We start from the raw sequence: 19950 nt of genomic DNA, 5'->3' as shown, positions 1-19950 counted from the left end.
TAGCAGAGCGCCCTGTCCGGCCATGGTGCAACGCGCCAGCGGAGCCGGGCCGGACATGAATGCTTGGAGGGCAGGGCGCGTTGCCTGTAAACTTCCCGGCTGCATGGCCCCGTAGCTCAGCTGGATAGAGCGTCCCCCTCCTAAGGGGAAGGTCGCCCGTTCGAATCGGGCCGGGGTCACCAGAATCAACAACTTAGGCAGACTCAGTGGTGATCATTTCCCACTGTTTCCCGCATATCCACAGGATTTGGTCCCAGTGGTCCCAGCGGCGCGGATCAGTACCGCAGCTTCGCCACTGCGCCGTCGTCGCCTTCTGGCGTCAGGTGGGCATAGTATTTCTCGGTTGTGGCGTAATCGGCGTGCCCGGCCAGGATCTGTACTTGACGCAACGGCACTTCGGCCATGACCACATGGATGGGCGCAGAACGTGCGCCTCAGGCGGTCAAGACTTCCACCCAGCCCTGCCGACGTTGCATCGTCCTTGACCCCGTCGCCTGCACCAGCAGGTCGGGCAGGGCCGCCGGCCTGGACTTCGCCGATCTGCTCGGTCAGAACTGTTGGAGATTGCTGGAAGGCAGCGGCGAAGAGATCGCCGCCACCATGGCTACGGCTCCAGGCCCGCTACCGCAATGGGCAGAAAGAACCCGGGGGCGACATGAAGTAGTGTCCCCGCTCGCGCGGGGACGTTCGTGCTCGTCATGAGGCGCGGATCAGAAGCGCTTCAAGTCCAACGCATGAGAACTTGGTATTCGGTTGCCGATTACTGGCAAACGTACTCAGCGGAGCTTTCGTAGAATCGGTCGTAGAAGTCATCGGGCATATGACCGGAGCCGAAGTACACCAGCTCTCTACGGTAGAGGTGGCTGACGCCATACACACCAGGCGAGCTGCAGGTCGCCGGCATTGGGCCCTGGTAGGTCTGACCGCTGAAAGTGTGGTGGTTCTCCTCGCAGGAATAGCCGCCACCAACGCCTTGGGGATCCGGCCTGCAGTTGCCGCCAGAGCCCTTCATCTCTTGAAAACCGGTGTATGCGTCGGTGGGGCACGAGCCCAGCCCTTCCGAGCCCCAGTCGCCGTACAGGTAGACACCGCTTGGTCCATCCACGCCGCCCTGGCAGAAGTTGGTATAGGCCACTGGGTAAGGCTGGATGGTTTCCGAATCCACCCAAAGCACGCGGCCCGTCGGCACCCATTGGCCGGCGAACGTGCTTTGGGCGAAGCCGGCTGACAACAGAGCAAATGACATGCCCAACATCAGGCGGCGAGGGGTTGAGCGGGCAGTCCTGCAATCGTTTTGCATTGAGTTCACTTCCGTCTCTCCATGAGTAGGGTAGTGCTGCACTGCCCGCGCACGGTGGCAACCCCTCACCAGAGATGCAATCGGAAAATCCGCCAGTTCGGTGTAGGTAAAGTCCCACCGAGGCGAGAGATGTGACAGGCTCCCAAATGTGACCGATTCAGGCATGTGCCCGCCGCTTCGCAGGATCTGCAACGGGCGGTCGTGTCCTTCCGGGCATGATTTCCGCCACCTACCAAGGCTTCCGCACTGCCCCGATTTCCGCTGGCTGGGTCCAGTTGGGCAAAACGTGGGTGCTGTGGTGGAACGGCCGGCAGATAGTCAACGTCTCGGCTGCCAAAGATGGCGGCGTACGCGTCCGCCTCAATGCTCGGAAGATGTGGGAAACCAAGGACGTTCGGGCGGCCAGCATCGCCCAGGGCAAGTGCTACGCCGAGCGCCGGTTCGCGGCCAGGCTCTACCCCGAGATGCGCCTGCGCGTGGCTGTAGCGCCGCTGCTCGACACCGCCCTGAGCGAACCGTTCGATCCGGCACCAGGCCTGCTGCCGACACCTGAGCAGCAGCAACAGGCCCGGCGCCTGGCCGAGGCAACAGCCATCGCCACGGCTTGGGTCAAGGAGGCGCTTGAGCTGAGCAACCCGTCGGCCGAGACCAAGCCTGAGGAGATGACCCGATGAAGGCATGGATGAGGGCTGGACGCCGGCAGTTGCGCCATACGATCCGACTCCGGTGCCTCCAGAAAACTGCGTCGAGCCCCGTTGTGCCTCAAGGGCTCCAGAGTGGTGGCTCCAGAAATGAATTCAATGCAGCAAGTGGCTGATGTGGCTACTGAGTCAGCCAGACTTCCAAGTCGCCAAACAATCAACTTTGCTCACATCGATCTATGTCGTCGTCGCCCGGGATTAGTGACCCGAGGTCGAGGCATCCAGCTCTCGTTGAACAATATCCTTCCTGATACTGTCGATGGCCTGCTGCTGGCTCTCCAGCAAGGCTTCGCAGCGCTGCAATTCAGATCGCACCAAGTCGATTTTTCCATGCTCCGCCATGGCAGCGGCTCTGATAGCTGCACCCTCCCGTAGGGGCGCGACCATGGGTAACCAAGTCTTGTAGCGAGCAGGTTTGGTCGCGGTCAACGCGTATGCCTGACCATGCAGCCACAATGCTGCAGTCTGTGCGCCATTTCCCAGGTTCTTGAACTGCTCGGCAGAAGCTGGTCGACCGGCTTCTCGCTCGTGGGTGGCCATGAAGTCCCACCAACCAGCACAGTTAGCAAAGATATTGGCTGATTCAGCTGCCTCGGCAGCGGCGACGGCAATCTCTTCTTGGGTAACTCCGGCGGTAGTCGGCGGATATGACTCTGCCCGGCCGCGCAAACCTGCAAACTCTTGGGGCGCTGGAGGGTGAACCGGCTCGCGAATCATCGTCCGAATGCGCCCCTGGCCATGGCGCCGCGCACACATTGAGGGCGCCGTACAGGCCAGCACAGTCTCCATCTTTCGCGCACAAGCGCCTGCACAGCTGGAGATGGCCTGCGCCTGGAGGCAGATCAGCTCAGTCTCCGGGCCGCCGGCGCGCAATCTTCCATAGCAATCCGCCCGATATCCAAGCCACCAGCGCAAGCACAAGCATGCCGATCACGAACGCATCCCTGTGCTCGGGCGGCACTGGATTGAGGTAGCGCAACGACAGGAATGGCTCGATGTGCAGGATTTCAGTCGCAGCGAGTGAGCTGAAAAGCATCGCCAGGACCAGGCCGGTAAAGCGCGGCCGCTTGCCGCGTTCTTTCTTCTCGCCCGTCAGGAACCAGACGAGGCGGAACAGCTGTATCGCCGTCGCGGCGAAGGGGAGGCAGATGCATAGCACCATCACGCCAAGTGCAAGAACACCCAGGATTGACACCATGCGTCCTCCTTTGGACCAGTGATCAAGGGCCGTGTTCAAATGCGCCGCAAAGTGGGGACATTCCAGGCCACACTTTGCTTGGCAATCTTGCGCTCATCCAGACCTGGGCCCGGTTGGCCGGGGTCCACTCTACTGAACTGGAGAGCGAGGTAGAACCAGAAGAGTTCAGACCCGGTGGGTTTCAGAAGACACCGGGACATTCGCGGGTTTCCCACGTGAAAGGCTGCCCGCTCCAGGACGGCTACAGCAGCTCCAGGCCGCGCAGCACCTCCGCCACACGCGCCCGCTCTTCACCGTGCAGCCCAAGCAAGGGCCGTGGCAGGCAATCCTCGGCACACAGGCCCATCAGCGCCGCAGCGCAGGCCATGACGCGGATGCCGCCGAAGCGGTCGTACAGCGCCCAGAGTGGCGCCAGCCTCGCCGACATGGCCTGGGCCGTCGCCATGTCGCCGTTGCCGGCCGCGCGGGTGATCTGCTGCACCGCCTCCGGGAACAGCCCGCCGGTCACCGAATACCAGCCATCGCAGCCGGCGGTCAGCCCGTGTATGGCGGCAGCGTCGCCGCTGATGCCCAGCGTGACGTGCGCCGGAAGAAGGGCGCGTAATGCGGCGACGCGCGCTGCGGCTTCTGCAGGATCGTCGGACAGGCGTGGAAGCTTGATCGAGGCGATGTTGGGGAGGACGGCGATCCGCCCATGCAGTTCGTCGCTGAATCGGAAGTGGGTGGTGCCGGGATTGTCGTAGACGCAGATCGGGGTGCGCACTGCCGTGCACACCGATTCGAAGAGCGTGTAGACCTCATGGTCCTTCAATGGCTGGTAGGACACGGGTGCCAGCAGCAGCCCGGCCGCACCGGCATCCTCGGCATCCTTTGCCAGAGCCAGCACATCGCGGGTGCGTAGCGCACCGATGCCAACGATGACCGGGACGGCGCCCGAATGGGACAGGGCTTCGCGCAGCACGCGCATGCGCTCGGCCTTCTCCAGATAGGCGTAGCTGCCGGTGGAGCCGAGCACGCCCATGGAGTCCACGCCGGCCGCTGCGAGGCGCTCGACCAGCCCGGCGAAGGCGCGCAGGTCGATGCTCGATTCGGTCATCGGCGTAAGAGGAAAGGCGCTGAGGCCGTGGATCATGGCGAACCCCGGGGGCAGAAGGAAAGGAGAGGTCGCCAGGTGTGGCGACCGTGGACGATCGGCATTGTTTATTGTCCTAGGACAAAATTCAAGCGCTGCCCTGCAACGTGATTCGGCCGCGAAGATCGCGCACCATGGCGGCCATCCTTCCTTGCGCGCACGCCATGACTGAGTGCCTTCGCCCCGTGCAGCCTCCGCACTACGCCGCCATCGGCGCGTGGCTGGATTCGGCCAGCGCAACCCAGCGCTGGGCCGGTCCCGGCGTGGCGTATCCGCTCGCGCCGGACGCATTCGCGCAGGCACTGCAGCTGCAGCAGCGCCCGGGGTGGGTGCTGCTGGATGCGCATGGCCACTGCCTTGGTTTCGGCCAGTACTGGCCAACGACCTCCGGCACGCTGCACCTGGGCCGCATCATCGTTTCGCCGCAGGCACGCGGGCGTGGACTGGGACGTGTCCTGATGCAGGCGCTGATGGCGCAGGCGTTGCAGTCGGCCGGGGTGGAGCGGCTGACCCTGCGTGTCTATCGTGACAACGTCACGGCGGTGACCCTGTACCGCGACCTTGGCTTCCAGCCGATGGAAGACGCTTCGACGCCGGAACTGCTGTTCATGCAGCACCGTGCCGGCTGAGTCGTGATCACGCGCGCAGCGAGGCAGCCTGTTGCGCCTGCCATTGCTCGAGGGTGATGCGGCTGATGTGCTCGGTGCGGTAGTCGCCGAGGAAGCTGTTGAACTTGTTCACTTCGGTATGGTGATGCTGGAAACCGCATTTGCTCTGTGCGCTCAGTGATTGCAGGTTGTCGGCGAAGTAGCCGCACCACAGTGCGTCCAGGTGCAGGTCGAGGAAGGCATGCCGCATCACTTCGCGCACCGCTTCGGGTACCAGGCCGCGGCCCCAGTACGGCACGCCGATCCAGTAGGCGATCTCGCCTTCGCGCTCGCCGATCTCGAAGTTGCTGTCGGCACCGATGAGGATGCCGACACAGCCGATGGCGTGGCCGTCCTCGCGGCTCTGCAGTGCGTAGACTTCGGGCCGGTTGAAGACGGTGCGGATGATGTCGGTACTTTCCTCCACGCTGGTGTGTACCGGCCAGCCGGCGATGGGGCCCACGCGTGGGTCGCGGGCATATTCGTACAGGTCGGCGGCGTCGGTGTCGCGCCAGGGGCGCAGGATCAGGCGTTCGGTGTGCAGGGGCATGGCCGTTCAGGGGCAGGAAGAGAGCGCACAGGCTAGGCCGCGCCGGGCGAAGGGCACAGGGCGGGACCTTGATGGTTTCGGTACTTTTCACAACTGCCTCGTTGGCGCGGGTATGCTGTGCCCCGGAATCCAGCCGGATCGGCCCATGGACCGCATACCCCAGCTTCTGGATCAGGACGAATCGATGCGCCTGGAGGTCAGTACGCTGGCCGAGGGGCAGGGCGTTCCGCTGTCATTCGGGCACGCGTATCTGGCGGTTCTGGTGTGCGTGTCCGGGCGTGCGCGTTTCGCGTTGAACTTCCGTGAGGTGGCAGTGCAGCGGCACGACGTGCTGGTGCTGGCCGAGGACACGCTGGCGCTGCTGCGGCAGCGATCGCGCGGCTTCCTGGCGGTGGTCTGCCTGATGCCGAAGGCGCTGGCGTCGGAGGTGGCCTACGTGCTGCCCAACGCACTGTTCAAGTTCCTGCACGAGCATCCGCATTGCGTGCCGTCGCCGCTGGAGGTGCCGCTGCTGCAGGGCTGGCTGCAGCAACTGATGGACGCGCAGCACACGGGTGGCCGCTATCGGCACGTGATGCTGCGCAACCTGTTGCAGACGTTTTTCCTGAAGTTCGCCACGCTGCTGCCAGTGCAGAAAGTGGCGGCAGCGCCGGTCAGCCGGCGCGAGCGCCTGGCCTGGAGTTTCTGGGAGCTGGTCGGCCAGCGCAGCACCCGCCAGCGCGACGTGCAGTCCTACGCCGACGCGTTGTGCATCACGCCGTTCTATCTTTCCCAGCTCACCCGCGAGTGCTTCGATGAAACGCCCAAGGCGTTGATCGACCGCCAGGTGGTATTGGAGATCAAGGCGCTGCTGAGCTACAGCGAGCTGCCGATCGGGCGCATCGCCGAGCGGTTGTGCTTCGAGGATGCGTCCTACCTGTGCCGCTACTTCCGGCGGCACACCGGGCAGTCGCTGACCGGCTACCGCCGTGCGGGGCAGGGCGGTGCTAGTGGGATACGAACAGCGGTGCCGGAACTTCGGACAGCAGATCCTCGGTAACCCCGCCGAGCACGCGCTCGACCACCCGGCTGCGACTGTAGGGGCCCAGCACCAGCAGGTCGGCCTCGGCATCGAGGACATGCTGGCGGATGGTTGCGGCAATACCGCCCTGTGTGGAACTGATCGCCTGGATCTCGACCTCGACACCGTGCCGGGCCAGGTGCTGGGCCATCTCGGCACCGGGCGTGGCCTCGGCCTTGGGCGTGTCGACCATCAGCAGGTGCACCGCCTGCGCGCGGGCCAGCAACGGCAGGGCATCGGCTACGGCGCGACGGGCCTGTTTGCTGGCATTCCAGGCCACCACGATGCGCCTGCCGACCTGTTCGCCTTGCCAGTGCGGCGGCACCAGCAGCATCGGCACGCCGGTCTGGCGCAGCGTGCCCAGCGGACGCCAGCCGGAGGGCGCGCCGGGCGTGTGCGGATAGCCGGCGATGATCAGGTCGCAGTACAGCGATTGCAGGGCCAGATCGGCGCCACCGAGATAGTCCGAAACGATGCGCAGTTCGGTGCTGATCTGCAGTGGCTCGCAGGCTGCGCGCAGGTTCTGCATGAGCTGCGCGGTGCAGGCGGCGTCGGTGCGTGCTTCGTGGTCGAGCGCGGCGGCGATGCCTGCGCCACGGGCGAAACCGTTGGCGATGTCGGTGGGGTGCTGGGCGGTGGATACCGCAACCAGGTGCGCCTGCTGGGCCTGCGCCAGATGGGCGGCGATGTTCAGTACGCGGTCCCCGGTGTCGCTGGCATCGAACAGCACAGCGATGTCGCGTAGCGGATGCAGCATGGCGTTGTCTCCTTCGATGCCTGTGACGCGTTCCTGCCATGCACCGACCCGGGTGCACCGGACGCGCCTTCGTTGTAGCGCATCCATGATTCGGATGAATCATTTGTGATTCAGTTTATTAATTGATGATTCATGCTAGCGTGAGTGGACCCCGCCTCCAGGCCCCTCCATGCGACCTGCCGCAGCACGTACACGCCGCGACCTGCACCACGCCCTTGCTGCCACCCTGGTCAGCCATCCGCGCTGCACACTCAGCGAGCTGGCCAGTGGCGCCGGTATCAGCCGGGCCACGTTGTACCGCTTCGCACCCACCCGCGAAGCGATCGACGAGGCGTTGTTTGCTGCAGGCTTCGAGCGCCTGGAAGCTGCAGCCACGTGGTTCGACGGGGATGCCGATGCGATGCAGGTGCTGGAGCAGGTGACCCACGCCCTGCTGGCGGACTGGGAACTGGTGACGCTGCTGTTCGCGCGCATGATGGAAGAGCAGCAGCGGCAGGGCGACCTGCACCTGCTGCCCGAGCGCTGGGCGCCGATCGGCGAGCGTTTCGAGGCGTTTTTCCTGCGCGGCCAGCACGCCGGCGTGTTCAACGTCGAATTCAGTGCAGTGTGGTTGGCGGACTTCTACTGGACCTGTTTCTACGGCATTACCTGGTCACTTGCGCGCGGTCGGCTGGCACCGGCGATGGCGGCATCAACGTTGCTGGCGTCGTTCCGTCATGGGGCGATGAAGGCCTGAGTGCGATGCCTGCGGCGCGTATCGCGTCGTGATGGATGGGCACTGCAACGTGCGCCGAATTTGCGTGGCGTCTTGCCGGAAAGGGCATTCGTACTGCCGGAATGGTGCACTGCGTGCCGCCATCGGGTTGCTACAACTGTGGTCGTGAAAGCGTGCTCGATTTTGCAAAATTAAATGAGACGTTCATCACACTATTGTTGCAGTGCGGTATCGTAATCGTAGAACTTTACACCTGACCAACGGGGTACAGGGACGGTTGTAGTGGCCATGGAGCCGGCAGAACGCGCGTTCGCGCGTGTCGCCAGGCGCATGAGTTCGTCCCAGGTTACCCACCGAACTGCGGCCCCGTGCGGGCCGACCGGGGAAATCACCATGTGGCAGTCGACGACGTCGCGCATTCGCGCGGGCGGTGGATGCGTTCATCCTGAAAAAAACCTGCAGCACCTGCACCCTCGCCGCTGGATGGCGATCGTCGTGCTGATGCTGCTGGCGATGGCACTGCCATCGCTGGCGTCGGCGGCGGCCTATGCAACCGGCGGCAGCAGCCCTTACCGCAATACGGTGCTGTGGCTGACCTGGGGCGGCGGCGCGAATGGCGTCGACAACATCGTGCTCAACGACGGTGCCACCTCGTCCATCGACATGCCGATCGCTGCCGGGGTGAACCTGCGCGTGGACTGCCGGTTGAATACCGCCGAGACCAACGTGCTGCGCAGCTATCGCCCGGGCAACTGGCGTGGCGACAGCCTCGATGACCTGTACAACATCGGTGGCACCGGCACCGCCAACCAGCTGATCGCCGGCATCGCGCGCACGGCCGGCACGTCCAGCTTCAGCATCACCTGCACCTCGACCATGGGCGGTGCGCCGTACCGCCTGCGTGGCGTGGTGATGGCCGACGCCGAGTCGATCAACAACAGCGGCGAGTTCGTCGAAGCCAGCGCGCAGGGCACGTGGAACGTGGTGGAGGTCCGCAAGAACCTGGCCAACAGCACTCCCTACCTGGTGAACAAGTCGACCAGCGGCGGCAACCAGGTCATCCGCTTCGGTCCGGGCAACGACGACAACACGGCCGCGGTTACCTTCCTCAGTTTTGACAACGCCGCGCATGCGCCAGGCAACCTGGCAGTGAACATGGGCTTTTCGATGCGCGGCGGCGGCACCACCGCCATCGCCATCGGCCTGCTGGTGCCGTATGCCGACTTCGGCGATGCACCGCAGAGCTACGGCGACGCCATGCACGTGGTGGACGATCTGCAGTTCCGCTCTGACGGTATTCCGCAGGGCAGCAGCAACTTCAACATCAACACCGCCGCCTATACGCCGGGTGGCCTGGCGCCGCCGCTGACCGATTTCCTCGGCAGCCTGGGCCCGGATACCGAGCAGAAAAGCAGCTACAGCGCTGATGCACTGGGCGATGACAACTTCCCGCAAGCGGGAAGCCGCGAAGAAGATGCGTGGCCGACCAGCTACCGGTTGACGGTGATGCAGGCCGGTACCCAGATCAACCAGCCGGTAGCCTGCGTGGGCAACGGCAGCGTGGCGGGCTGGATCGACTTCAACCGCAATGGCACGTTCGACGCCAGCGAACGCAGCACGACCGCTGCCTGCAGTGGTGGCCAGGCCAATCTGGCTTGGACCGTGCCCACTTCGGTCAGCGCAGGTACCAGCTATGTGCGGCTGCGCTACGCCACCAACGCGACGCAGATCCAGAACCCGACCGGCGTGGCCGACGACGGCGAAGTGGAAGATCACCGCATCACCATCACCGCGCCCGCACTGAAGGTGGTGAAGAGCAACAACGCCACCGGGGGTGTCTGGAACTACGGCCAGGCCGGCACCGAGTACACGCTGACGGTGAGCAACACCAGCGATGTGCCGACCGGCAATCCACCGAATGTGCCCGCCGGCCCGATCATCGTGCGCGACCAGCTGCCGGCCGGTATCGTGCCGAACTGGACGGGCGCGCATGTGAGCGGCAACTGGAGCTGCACGGCAAGCGGCCAGGACATCACCTGCACCAGCAACCAGGTGCTGGCCGCGGCGGGCAGTGCCGGCGCGAGCTCGGTGTTCACGCTGCCGGTCACCGTGACCGCCTCGGCGTCGGGCGTGCTGACCAACCACGCCAGCGTGGGCGGCGGCCACGATCCGTTCAACAACGGCACGCCGCCGACGCCGGGCAGCAGCTGCACCGACGCCGACCACTGCACGCGCAGTGACGTGACCGTGCCGGTGACGCGCGTCAGCTATGCCAAACGTTCCAATACGGCTGGCCCGGTCGCGGTGGGTGCCACGGTGAGCTACACCGTCGACGTCACCGTGGCCGATGGCAATACCCGCGCTGTGCTGACCCTGACCGATACGCTGGGTACCGGCCTGGATTTCGCCAGTGTCAGCAACGCCGGTTCGTTCACCTGCAACGCCGCCAATCCGCTGGTGTGCACGCTGCCGGCCGGCACCGTGCCGGGCACCTACAGCCTGAGCTATGCGGCTACCGTCAACGCCCAGGCCAGCGGCCAGGTGGTCAACACCGTGGTTGGCACCGGCACCGATACGCCGACCTGCAGCAGCACCTGCACCACCACCACGCCGGTGGCGGCGCCGAAGATCTCGGTATCCAAGGCAAGCAGTACGACCGGTCCGGTCGCGGTGGGCGACAGCGTCGCCTATACCGTTACCGTGGTGGTGGCCGATGCGCGTACCCGGGCGGTGACCACGCTGACCGATACGCTGGGCACCGGCCTGGATTTCGGCAGCGTGACCAACGCGGGTGGCTTCACCTGCACGCCGGGCAATCCGCTGGTGTGCACGCTGCCGGCGGGCACCGTGCCGGGCAGCTATGCGTTTTCCTATACCGGCATCGTCAATGCGCAGGCCAGCGGCCAGGTGCGCAATGCGGTGGTGCCGAGTGGCACCGACAACCCGTCCTGCGTGGGCAGCTGCGATACCACGACGCCGATGGCGGCGCCGCAGGTGGTGTATGCCAAGCAGGCATCCACCGGCGGCCCGGTGCGGGTCGGCGACCGCATCGACTACACACTGAGCGTAACCGTGAGCCGTGCGCGTACCACCGGCGTGGTCACCCTCACCGATACCCTCGGCAACGGCCTCGACTTCGCGGGCGTGAGCAGCGCGGGAGCCTTCACCTGCAATGCCGCCAATCCGCTGGTCTGCACGCTGCCAGCGGGCACCGTGCCCGGTACCTACAGCCTCACCTATGGCGCCACCGTCAACGCACAGGCCAGTGGCAGCGTGCGCAATGCGGTGCTCGGCAGCGGCACCGACACCCCGTCGTGCAGCGTGAACTGCGATACCACCACGCCGGTCGCAACGCCAGGGGTGAGCTATGCCAAATCGGTGAGCAGCACCGGTCCGGTTTCCGTGGGCGATCGACTGACCTATACCCTGACTACGGTGGTGGCCAATTCGCGCACCACCGCCGTGATGACGTTGACCGACACCCTGGGTGCCGGACTGGACTTCGGCGCGGTGACCAGCGCCGGTGCCTACAGCTGCAATGCCGCCAACCCGCTGGTGTGCACCTTGCCTGCCGGCACCGTGCCGGGCAGCTACAGCCTGTCCTACACCGCCGTGGTGAACGCGCAGGCCAGTGGCCAGGTCACCAACGCGGTGCTGGGCAGTGGCGGTGACAATCCGTCGTGCACGGCCAACTGCGATACCACCACGCCGGTAGCCGGCAGCGAGATCGACTACCGGAAGACCTCGGCCGCGGCCGGTGCGGTGAAAGTGGGTGACAGCATCGCCTACACGCTGACTGCCGTGGTCAGTCGGTCGCGCACCACCGCGGTGTTCACGCTGACCGATACCATGGGCCCGGGCCTGGACCTCGGCGCGGTGACTGCCAGCCAGGGTTTCAGCTGCAATGCGGCCAACCCGCTGGTGTGTACTTTGCCGGCCGGTACCGCGCCGGGCACCTATACGGTGGATTACACCGCGAAGGTGAACGCACAGGCCAAGGGCAGTGTCAGCAACGCGGTGCTGGGCAGTGGCACCGGCACCAATACCTGTACCAGCAACTGCGGCACCACCACGCCGGTGCTGTCGGCGGTGGTGACCTACCACAAGCAATCCAGCACGGCGGCGCCGATCGATATCGGTGATGCGGTGGACTACACCGTCGAGGTGACGGTCGCCAATTCGCAGACGCTGGATGTGGTGACCCTGACCGACACCCTGGGCCGCGGCCTGGACCTGCAGTCGATCACCCAGCCCGGTCCGTTCACCTGCAACAGCAGTAATCCGCTGGTGTGCACGCTGCCGGCCGGTACCGTGCCGGGCACCTATACGCTGGGCTATCGCGCGCGGGTCAATGCACAGGCCACCGGCAGCGTGCGCAATGCGGTGCTCGGCAGAGGCGGTGATACGCCCACCTGCAGCGGCGACTGCAGCACCGAACATGCGTTGGCCGACCCGCGCGTGGTGCTGGAGAAGCAGTCCGGCCCGGCCAGCGGCACCGACGTGCGCCCGGGCGACCGCCTGCGCTACACCCTGGTGGCGACCGTTGAACGCGCCGCCCTGCGGCAGCCGCTGCAGCTGGTCGATACACCGGATGCAGGGCTGAGCATCGAAAGCCTGCCTGCCGGGTGCATGCAGCAGGGCACTGACATCGTATGCACGGTGCCGGCAGGTACCGCAGTGGGCCGCCATGAGTATGTCTACCAGGCGATCGTCAACCAGGAGGCGCGTACCCAGGTGCTGAACCGCCTGCGCGGTCAGTATCCGGACGGTTCGCCGCCACCGGAGTGCACGACCTGCGAAACGCACCACAAGGTGATCTCTGACTTCTCGCTGCGCATCACCAAGACCGCCAGCCCGCGCCGGGTGAAGGTGGGCGACCTGGTGCGCTACCAGCTGGTGGTGGAGAACGTGGGGGGCAGTCACTGGCGCGATGGCGTGGTGGTCGATACGCCGCCGCCGGGCTTCAGTTACGTGGATGGCTCGATGCGCGTGGCCGACGATGACGGTGCGTTCGCGCTGGCCAGCAGCGAGTCGCCGCTGCGCATCGGTGCGGTGGATATCGCGGTTGGCCGCAGTGCCACCATCACCTACCTGCTGCGGGTGGGCGCCGGCGTGCGCGCCGGCAACCATGTGAACCAGGCGGTGGCGACGGCCGATGACGGCAGCCCGTTGTCGAACGTGGCGACTGCCGAAGTGGCGATGGATGCCGACCCGCTGCTGGAAGACAGCCTGGTGTTCGGCACCGTGTTCGATGACCGCGATGGTGACGGTTGGCAGGACAGCGCCGAGCTGACCGGTGTACGCGTGCAGGGCGGTTTCGCGGCCTCTGCATATGTGGCGGGCTCGACCACGCTGGATCGGGGCGATGGCCCGCAACCGCTGGCCGATGCCAGTGCGCCCCTGCTGCACGGCGTGCAGATCGGCGTGGTGCATGGACGTGCGTCGACCTCCGATTCCGCTGAAGCGCACCAGGTGGTGTTGCGCCAGCGCCTGCGCGAGCTGGCCTTCAGCGATGACTTCGTGCTGGAAAGCGCGCAGGGGCATCGCCTGCGGATGGATGCGCAGGGGGCCACGCGGGTGCAGCGCAGTGGCGATGCCGGCAAGGGCCTGACCGCCGCCACGCCGACCGTGCGCCGTGAGGTCGCACGCGTGGCCGACGGCTACGAGGTGGCCTATGTGATCGGCAACGAGGGCATCCAGGAGCAGGGCATTCCCGGGGTACGCCTGGCCACGGTGGAAGGCCTGCTGGTGGAGACCGATCCGTTCGGTCGCTACCACCTGGCCGACGTGCACGGAGGTGATGCGCGGCTGGGCCGCAACTTCATCATCAAGCTGGACCCGGCCACGATACCGGCCGGTGCCGAGCTGACCACCGAAAATCCGCTGTTGCGGCGGGTGACCCAGGGTGTGCCGACGCGCTTCAGCTTCGGCGTGCGCCTGCCGCCGTCGCCGCAGGCAGCGGCCGAACGCATGGAGCTGGCATTGGGCGAGGTGCTGTTTGCCCCGGGCAGCAGCGAGCTGCGCGCCAGCTATCGCCCGGTGCTGGTGAAGATGGCCGAAGTGGTGGACCGCTACCAGGGCGGTGACGTGGTGATCGCCGCCAATGGCGAAAGCGAGGTGCTGGCCTTTGCCCGCGCCGCAGTGGTGCGTGATGCCCTGCAGGCCGAGGTGACCGAGCGTGCACGCGCTGGCCTGACCGTGCAGCTGCGTACCGATGTGCAGGACCCGCATTCGCTGCTGGCCGGTATTGATGCCGGTGGCGCGCTGCTGGGCAACGTGTTGTTCGATACCGACAAGGCGGTCGTGCGCGAGGAATTCAAGCCGCTGCTGGCGGCGATCGCTGCGCGCCTGGAGAAGATGGGCGGTGGCCAGGTCAGCCTGGTCGGGCACACCGATGTGCGCGGCAGCCATGCCTACAACCAGGCGCTGGGCCTGCGTCGTGCCGATGCCGTGTTCGAGGCATTGCGCAGCCAGCTCAGCCCCGCCGTGCAGCAGCGCCTGCGCGTCCGCAACGAGGAGAGCGCCGCCACCCGTGCGGCGGCCCGCCAACAGGAGGCCCGCCGATGAGCGCGCATCACACCGCTGCCCGCCGTGCGGCCTGCCTGCCGCGTGCGGCCCTGTACCAGGCAATGCTGCTCGGGCTTGCCGGCGCCGTCCAGGCCGCACCGCCTGTCGCCGAGCCGGCACCGATCCGCTGCGATGGCAGCCAGTGCAACGCCGAAGGCGAACTGCTGTTCCGCCTGCGTTCGCGCAGCTACGACGAGCCGGTGACCGAAGGCACCTCGACGCGGTCGTCGTCGCAGGTGCTGCAGCCGGATCGCCGGGTCAGTCTGGCGATCGATGAACCCGGCAAGGCGACGGTCCGCGGTGAGTTCATGATCCGCCTGCCGGAAGGGGGCGCGATCTGGGCCACCGAAGACCCGGCGATGGGCCAGCCCGAGCTGTCGGTGTCGGCGCCGGGCATGGTCGCCTTCGACGAAGGCCGGATCGTGCGGCCGGTCGAGTTCTACGTGCGTGGCAACTACACCGCCTTCATCAAGCGCCTGGAGGTGAGCCTCTACCGTGGCAGCGATACCGACCGGGTTGCGCCACTGGCGCAGTTCGAGCTGCCGGTGGCTGCGGTCGCGCAGGGCAGCTGGGATGGCACGCTGCCGGCGTCGACGCCGCTGCGTCGCGGCGACCGCCTGGTCTACGTGCTGCGCGCTTTCGATGCGGAGGGCAATGTCGATGAAACCACCGCGCAGTCCATGCAGCTGGTGACCCCGGCGGAGTTCGAGCGCGGCAACCAGCAGTTGCGTGACGCGCTGGAGGACCGCCGCGGGACCGCGGTGGATGCCAACCAGGCAGCGTCGTTGTCGCTGCTGCAGCAGGTGTTCGACAGCAACGGCCTGCGCCAGCAGAACATCCCGGTGTACGGTTCGCGCGTGCGCCTGCGTGGCCGCGATCTGCCGCTGGGCGCGGCGCTGAAGATCAACGGCGACAGCTATCCGCTGGACCAGGACCGCAAGTTCGCCGCCGAGTACCTGATGCCGATCGGCCACCACGCCTTCGACGTGCGCGTTGAACGGCCGGATGCGCCGGCCATCGCGCGCACGCTGGAGGTGAATGTCAGTGGCCAGTACCTGTTCGGTGTCGGCCTGGCCGATATCACCGTGTACCAGAACAAGGCCAGTGGGGCAGGGCAGGACCTGGCCCGGGGGGGGCGCAACGATGATGTGCTCAGTGACGGCCGCCTGGCTTTCTACCTGAAGGCCAAGACCCGTGGCCGCTACCTGCTGACCGCACAGGCCGACACCCAGAACCGTCCGCTGGACGAACTGTTTACTGGTTTCACCACCGCCGATCCGCGCGACCTGTTCCGCAGTCTTGACCCGGATCTGTATTACCCGACCTATGGCGATGACTCGCTGACCCAGCGTGATGTCGACAGCATGGGGCGCTTCTACCTGCGCATGGACTGGGACAAGAACCAGGCGCTGTGGGGCAACTACAACACCGGCCTGACCGGCACCGAATACGCACAGTACGTGCGTTCGCTGTACGGTGCGGCGTTGTCGTGGCGATCCCGTGGTGCCAATGCCTGGGGCGATGCGCGCAGCGAGCTGCGCCTGTTCGGTTCGCAGGCCGAAACCGCGCCCGGCCACAGCGAGTTCATCGGTACCGGCGGCAGCCTGTACTACCTGCGCCATGCCAGCATCCTCAGTGGCTCGGACCAGGTGGTGCTGGAGATCCGTGACCGTACCACCGGCCGCGTCGAGCAGCGCGTGCCGATGGTGCGCGGCGCCGACTATGAGATCGATGCATTGCAGGGGCGCATCCTGTTGACCCGGCCGCTGGCCCAGCTCAGTCGCGAGAACCTGCGCCGGATCAGTCGCGACGTGCCACTGGACGGTTACGAGCAGCGCCTGATCGTCGACTACGAATGGGTGCCGACCGGGTTCGACAGCGACGACATCACCGCTGGCGTGCGTGGCAAGCACTGGTTCGGTGATCACGTGGCGGTGGGTGCGACCTATGTGGACGAGCAGCGCGCCGGCCAGGACTACTCGCTGAAGGGGGCGGACCTGACCCTGCAGGCCGGCCGAGGCACCTACCTGAAGGTCGAACACAGCCGCAGCGAGGCCACCAGTGCTCCGGTGTTCTTCTCCGACAACGGCGGCCTCAGTTTCAGTCGCCTCAATCCTGAAGGCCCGCGCGAAGGCGAGGCGACCGCCGTCGAGGCCCGCGTCAATCTGCGCGAGCTGGGCTGGACCCGGCGTGACTGGAGTGCCGGTGCCTGGTGGCGCCAGGTGGATGGCGGCTATTCGGTCGGGCGTTTCGACACCGGCCAACGCGTGCGCGAGCAGGGTGCCGATCTGCTCGGTTATGTGACCGACGATTTCAGTGTGTACGCCCGCTACAGTGAGGCACGGCGGGGCGCGGAGTCGCTGATCCAGGCGCAGGCCACCGCCGAATGGCGGATCGGCGAGAACGATCGCCTGTCAGCTGAACTGCGTCGGGTGCAGGAGGACCGGGGCAGCGGTAGCAACGTCGCAGGTGTACTGGCTGCTGCACGCTATACCCATCGCATCGGAACCTCGCTGGATGTATACGGTGGAGGCCAGCTGACGGTGGATGACGACCATGGCCGCTATGCCGACAATGACGCGGTGGTGGCAGGTGGCACCTGGACCTTCGCCAATCTGTCCACGATCGGCGCCGAAGTCAGTGACGGCGATCGCGGCAGTGCCGCACAGGTCAACGCCGAGTACCGGCTGACCCCGCAACACAGCTTCTATGGTGCGTTCACCCAGTCCACCGACCGCAGCGAGTACGACCCGCTGTTCAGCCCCAATGCGCAGGATGGGTGGACGCTGGGCCAACGCTGGCGCCTGTCCGACCAGGTCAACGTGTTCAATGAAAGTCAGTTCCTCAAGTCCGGGCAGGACTCCGGGCTGGCGCACACCTTCGGCATGGACTTCTATCCGGCGGTGGGCTGGAATGCCGGCTTCACGCTGAGCAACGGCAAGCTCGACGCCAGCAGTGGCCAGGTCGACCGCAAGGCCGTCAGTCTTTCCGGTGGTCGCACCTCGCCCGGCACCGAGTGGCAGAGCAAGCTGGAGTGGCGTCGCGATACCGGCGCAGAGCGGCGCACGCAGTGGGTAAGTACCAATCGCTTGAGCCATCGGCTCAACGACAGCTGGCGTATTGCTGCGCGCTTCAACTATGCCGACACCGATGATGCGATCAATCCGGTGGCGGGCGCGCGTTTCATCGAGGGCAACCTGGGCTTCGCCTACCGTCCGTGGGACAACGATCGCTGGGCGCTGTTCGGCCGCTACAGCTATCTGTATGACCTGTCGAGCATGGGCCAGGTCAACGGCATGGACTACGACCAGCGCACCCAGGTGCTTTCGCTGGAAGGCGTCTACCGCATCGACCCGCGCTGGGAAGTGGCCGGCAAGCTGGCACGCCGCGAAGGCGAGGTGCGCTACGGGCGCGGCAGCGGACCGTGGTTTGATTCGGCCACGAACTTTGCTGCGGGGCAGCTGCGCTACGACCTGTACTACCAGTGGCATGGCCTGCTGGAGTACCGCCTGCTGGATGTGCGCGATGGCGGTCGCAGGCAAGGGTGGCTGGCCGGTGTCGACCGCGATATCGGGCGCAATTTCCGCGTCGGCGTGGGCTACAACTTCACCGACTTCAGCGATGACCTGACGAAGTTCGACTACACCCACCGCGGCTGGTACCTGAACCTGGTGGGGCGCTATTGACGAGAGCAGCCGAGCGCAGGCTCGGCTCTACAGGAACGGCAGCGCGGGGGGCCATGCCCGGCGAGCCGTCAGTCCTGCTTCAACAGCTCGACCAGCTGGCGCAGGCGATAGGGCTTGGGCAGGAACTCCACCTGCTCCGGCAGTGGCGGCAGCTGCGAGCGCGCATAGCCGGAGGACAGGATCATGCGTGCCTGCGGCTGTTCGCGCGCGACGTGCTCGCTCAGTTCGATGCCGGACATGCCGTTGGGCATGCTGATATCGCTGAACACCACATCGAAGCGCGCTTCGCCCTTGAGCAGTTCCGCCGCCTCGTGGCCATCGGCGGTGGTGGCCACCTCGATGCCGAAATCGCGGAGGGCCAGGCCGATCATCTCGCGCAGATCGTTCTGGTCCTCCACCATCAATACGCGGATCGGTTCATCGGTCATGGGCTGGGTCCTCCGTTGCGGGTAGCAGCAGGCTGACCGTGGTGCCGACACCGGGCGTGGTGGACACATCGACGAAGCCGCCGCTCTGGGTAGTGAATCCGAACACCTGGCTCAGGCCCAGGCCGCTGCCCTTGCCGACGTCCTTGGTGGTGAAAAAGGGTTCGGTCGCGCGCTCGGCGATGTCGGCCGCCATGCCATGGCCTTCGTCGCAGACGCTGAGGGTGACATAGCCGCGTTGCAATGCGGTGTCCGCGTCCGGGTCGAGGCGATGCTCCAGGGCCGTACCGATCAGGATGCGGCCCCCTTCAAGCGTGGCCTCCGCCGCATTGGCGACCAGGTTGGCCAGCGCGGTCTGCAGCTGCATCGCATCGGTGCTCACCCGGGGCAGCCCGGGTGCCAGGCTGGCCTCGAGCACGACATGTGCGGGGCAGCCGCGCTGCAGGTCCGGCAGCCATTGCTGCAGCAGTGCGTTGATGTCCACCGGTTCGCGGATCAGGGTCTGGCCGGTACTGAATGCCAGCAGCTGCCGGGTCAGCAGCGCACCTCGCTCGGTGGCGGTCTGTGCAGCCTCCAGCAGTTCAGAGGCGCGTACATCGCCGGCGACACGCAGTGACAGCAGGTCCAGCGCATTGCCGATGGTGGTCAGCAGATTGTTGAACTCGTGCGACAGGCCGCGGCTGAGGCGGCCGACGGTCTCGAACTGCTGGGTGTGGCGCAGGGCGCGCTGCGCATCGCGCAGCAGCCGCTGGGCCTGCCACTGTTCGGTGATGTCGCGGGTGATCTTGACGAAGCCGAGCAGCTCGCCGTCCTCGACCACCGGTTCGATGACGATGCTGGCGCGGAATGTCGAGCCGCCGCGACGGAGCCGCCAGCCTTCACTGGCGTACTGGCCCTGTTGTGCAGCCAGCCGCAGCAGGCGCTGCGGTTCGCCCGACTCGCGCTCGGCAGGCAGGTAGAAACGGCCAAAATGGGTGCCGATGACCTCGCCGGCGGCGTAGCCCTTGATCCGCTGCGCGCCGGGGTTCCAGCTGCACACTACGCCTTCGGGATCGAGCAGGTACAGCGCATGGTCGCGCACGCTGTCGATCAGCAGCCGCAGCTGCCGGGAAGGGTCCGTCAGCACGGACGTCGTAGAAGCGGCTGCGTCCACGTTGAAATGAGCGTTACCCCAGGAAGGGACGAGAAGCTAGGCATTGAAGTGTGAAGGGC

The 19950-nt window shown here is 66.1% G+C and carries 15 protein-coding genes and 1 tRNA gene; 7 read left to right on the top strand and 9 right to left on the bottom strand.

What is annotated here, in order from left to right; all coding sequences use genetic code 11:
* Positions 1-105: 105 nt before the first annotated feature.
* A tRNA-Arg gene (locus BKE09_RS01260) sits at positions 106-182 on the top strand.
* Positions 183-275: 93 nt separating this feature from the next.
* Here BKE09_RS01260 and BKE09_RS23810 read toward each other — a convergent pair.
* Both BKE09_RS23810 and BKE09_RS01250 read right to left on the bottom strand, forming a co-directional pair.
* Positions 276-404: a hypothetical protein gene (locus BKE09_RS23810; protein WP_276204715.1), complete on the bottom strand. Its 129-nt coding sequence runs from the start codon at positions 402-404 to the stop codon at positions 276-278.
* A 356-nt stretch (positions 405-760) separates the two neighbouring features.
* Positions 761-1246 (bottom strand): hypothetical protein, encoded by a 486-nt coding sequence (locus tag BKE09_RS01250; RefSeq protein WP_240502862.1) that lies wholly within the window; start codon positions 1244-1246, stop codon positions 761-763.
* Positions 1247-1515: 269 nt separating this feature from the next.
* Between BKE09_RS01250 and BKE09_RS01245 the strand changes: the two genes are divergently transcribed.
* On the top strand, positions 1516-1974 hold the full coding sequence (locus BKE09_RS01245; protein WP_075674638.1) for a hypothetical protein: 459 nt from the start codon (positions 1516-1518) through the stop codon (positions 1972-1974).
* Positions 1975-2199: 225 nt separating this feature from the next.
* Here the strand turns inward: BKE09_RS01245 and BKE09_RS01240 are convergent, their stop codons facing one another.
* The 3 genes from BKE09_RS01240 to BKE09_RS01230 all read right to left on the bottom strand — a co-directional run bounded on the left by BKE09_RS01240 (position 2200) and on the right by BKE09_RS01230 (position 4331).
* Positions 2200-2718 carry a hypothetical protein gene (locus BKE09_RS01240; protein WP_139319601.1) on the bottom strand — a complete coding sequence of 173 codons (519 nt, stop codon included), beginning with the start codon at positions 2716-2718 and terminating at the stop codon, positions 2200-2202.
* 130 nt (positions 2719-2848) lie between these two features.
* Complete coding sequence (locus tag BKE09_RS01235) at positions 2849-3199, bottom strand: hypothetical protein (protein ID WP_075674636.1); 351 nt, start codon at positions 3197-3199, stop codon at positions 2849-2851.
* A gap of 241 nt (positions 3200-3440) precedes the next feature.
* Positions 3441-4331, bottom strand: coding sequence for a dihydrodipicolinate synthase family protein (locus BKE09_RS01230; RefSeq protein WP_075674635.1), 891 nt, complete (start codon positions 4329-4331; stop codon positions 3441-3443).
* A 164-nt stretch (positions 4332-4495) separates the two neighbouring features.
* Between BKE09_RS01230 and BKE09_RS01225 the strand changes: the two genes are divergently transcribed.
* On the top strand, positions 4496-4960 hold the full coding sequence (locus tag BKE09_RS01225) for a GNAT family N-acetyltransferase (RefSeq protein ID WP_075674634.1): 465 nt from the start codon (positions 4496-4498) through the stop codon (positions 4958-4960).
* Between the two features lie 7 nt (positions 4961-4967).
* Here BKE09_RS01225 and BKE09_RS01220 read toward each other — a convergent pair whose 3' ends face one another.
* Positions 4968-5528 (bottom strand): GNAT family N-acetyltransferase, encoded by a 561-nt coding sequence (locus tag BKE09_RS01220; RefSeq protein ID WP_075674633.1) that lies wholly within the window; start codon positions 5526-5528, stop codon positions 4968-4970.
* Positions 5529-5673: 145 nt separating this feature from the next.
* On the opposite strand from BKE09_RS01220, the gene BKE09_RS01215 reads away from it, so the two are divergent.
* Positions 5674-6567 carry a helix-turn-helix domain-containing protein gene (locus BKE09_RS01215; protein WP_075674632.1) on the top strand — a complete coding sequence of 298 codons (894 nt, stop codon included), beginning with the start codon at positions 5674-5676 and terminating at the stop codon, positions 6565-6567.
* Here BKE09_RS01215 and BKE09_RS01210 read toward each other — a convergent pair.
* Complete coding sequence (locus BKE09_RS01210; RefSeq protein WP_075674631.1) at positions 6515-7345, bottom strand: universal stress protein; 831 nt, start codon at positions 7343-7345, stop codon at positions 6515-6517. The genes BKE09_RS01215 and BKE09_RS01210 overlap by 53 nt on opposite strands.
* A gap of 169 nt (positions 7346-7514) precedes the next feature.
* On the opposite strand from BKE09_RS01210, the gene BKE09_RS01205 reads away from it, so the two are divergent.
* The 3 genes from BKE09_RS01205 to BKE09_RS01195 all read left to right on the top strand — a co-directional run bounded on the left by BKE09_RS01205 (position 7515) and on the right by BKE09_RS01195 (position 18313).
* A complete protein-coding gene (locus BKE09_RS01205; protein ID WP_075674630.1) occupies positions 7515-8081 on the top strand; it encodes a transcriptional regulator in 567 nt (188 codons plus the stop codon).
* 462 nt (positions 8082-8543) lie between these two features.
* Positions 8544-14627: a CshA/CshB family fibrillar adhesin-related protein gene (locus BKE09_RS01200; protein WP_075674629.1), complete on the top strand. Its 6084-nt coding sequence runs from the start codon at positions 8544-8546 to the stop codon at positions 14625-14627.
* Entirely contained in the window at positions 14624-18313 is a 3690-nt protein-coding gene (locus tag BKE09_RS01195; RefSeq protein ID WP_075674628.1) for a TonB-dependent receptor, read from the top strand. The genes BKE09_RS01200 and BKE09_RS01195 overlap by 4 nt, the downstream gene beginning before the upstream one ends.
* A gap of 68 nt (positions 18314-18381) precedes the next feature.
* Here BKE09_RS01195 and BKE09_RS01190 read toward each other — a convergent pair whose 3' ends face one another.
* Both BKE09_RS01190 and BKE09_RS01185 read right to left on the bottom strand, forming a co-directional pair.
* Positions 18382-18741, bottom strand: a complete 360-nt coding sequence (locus BKE09_RS01190) for a response regulator (RefSeq protein ID WP_014036985.1) — start codon at positions 18739-18741, stop codon at positions 18382-18384.
* A complete protein-coding gene (locus BKE09_RS01185) occupies positions 18731-19864 on the bottom strand; it encodes a PAS domain-containing sensor histidine kinase (RefSeq protein WP_075674627.1) in 1134 nt (377 codons plus the stop codon). Before BKE09_RS01185 ends, BKE09_RS01190 begins: the two co-directional genes overlap by 11 nt.
* Between the last annotated feature and the right edge of the window lie 86 nt (positions 19865-19950).

This window comes from Stenotrophomonas sp. TD3, from assembly GCF_001939825.1.
Taxonomy (GTDB): domain Bacteria; phylum Pseudomonadota; class Gammaproteobacteria; order Xanthomonadales; family Xanthomonadaceae; genus Stenotrophomonas.
Note: the sequence above shows the minus strand (reverse complement) of the source record. Positions and strands in the feature narration are given on the sequence as shown.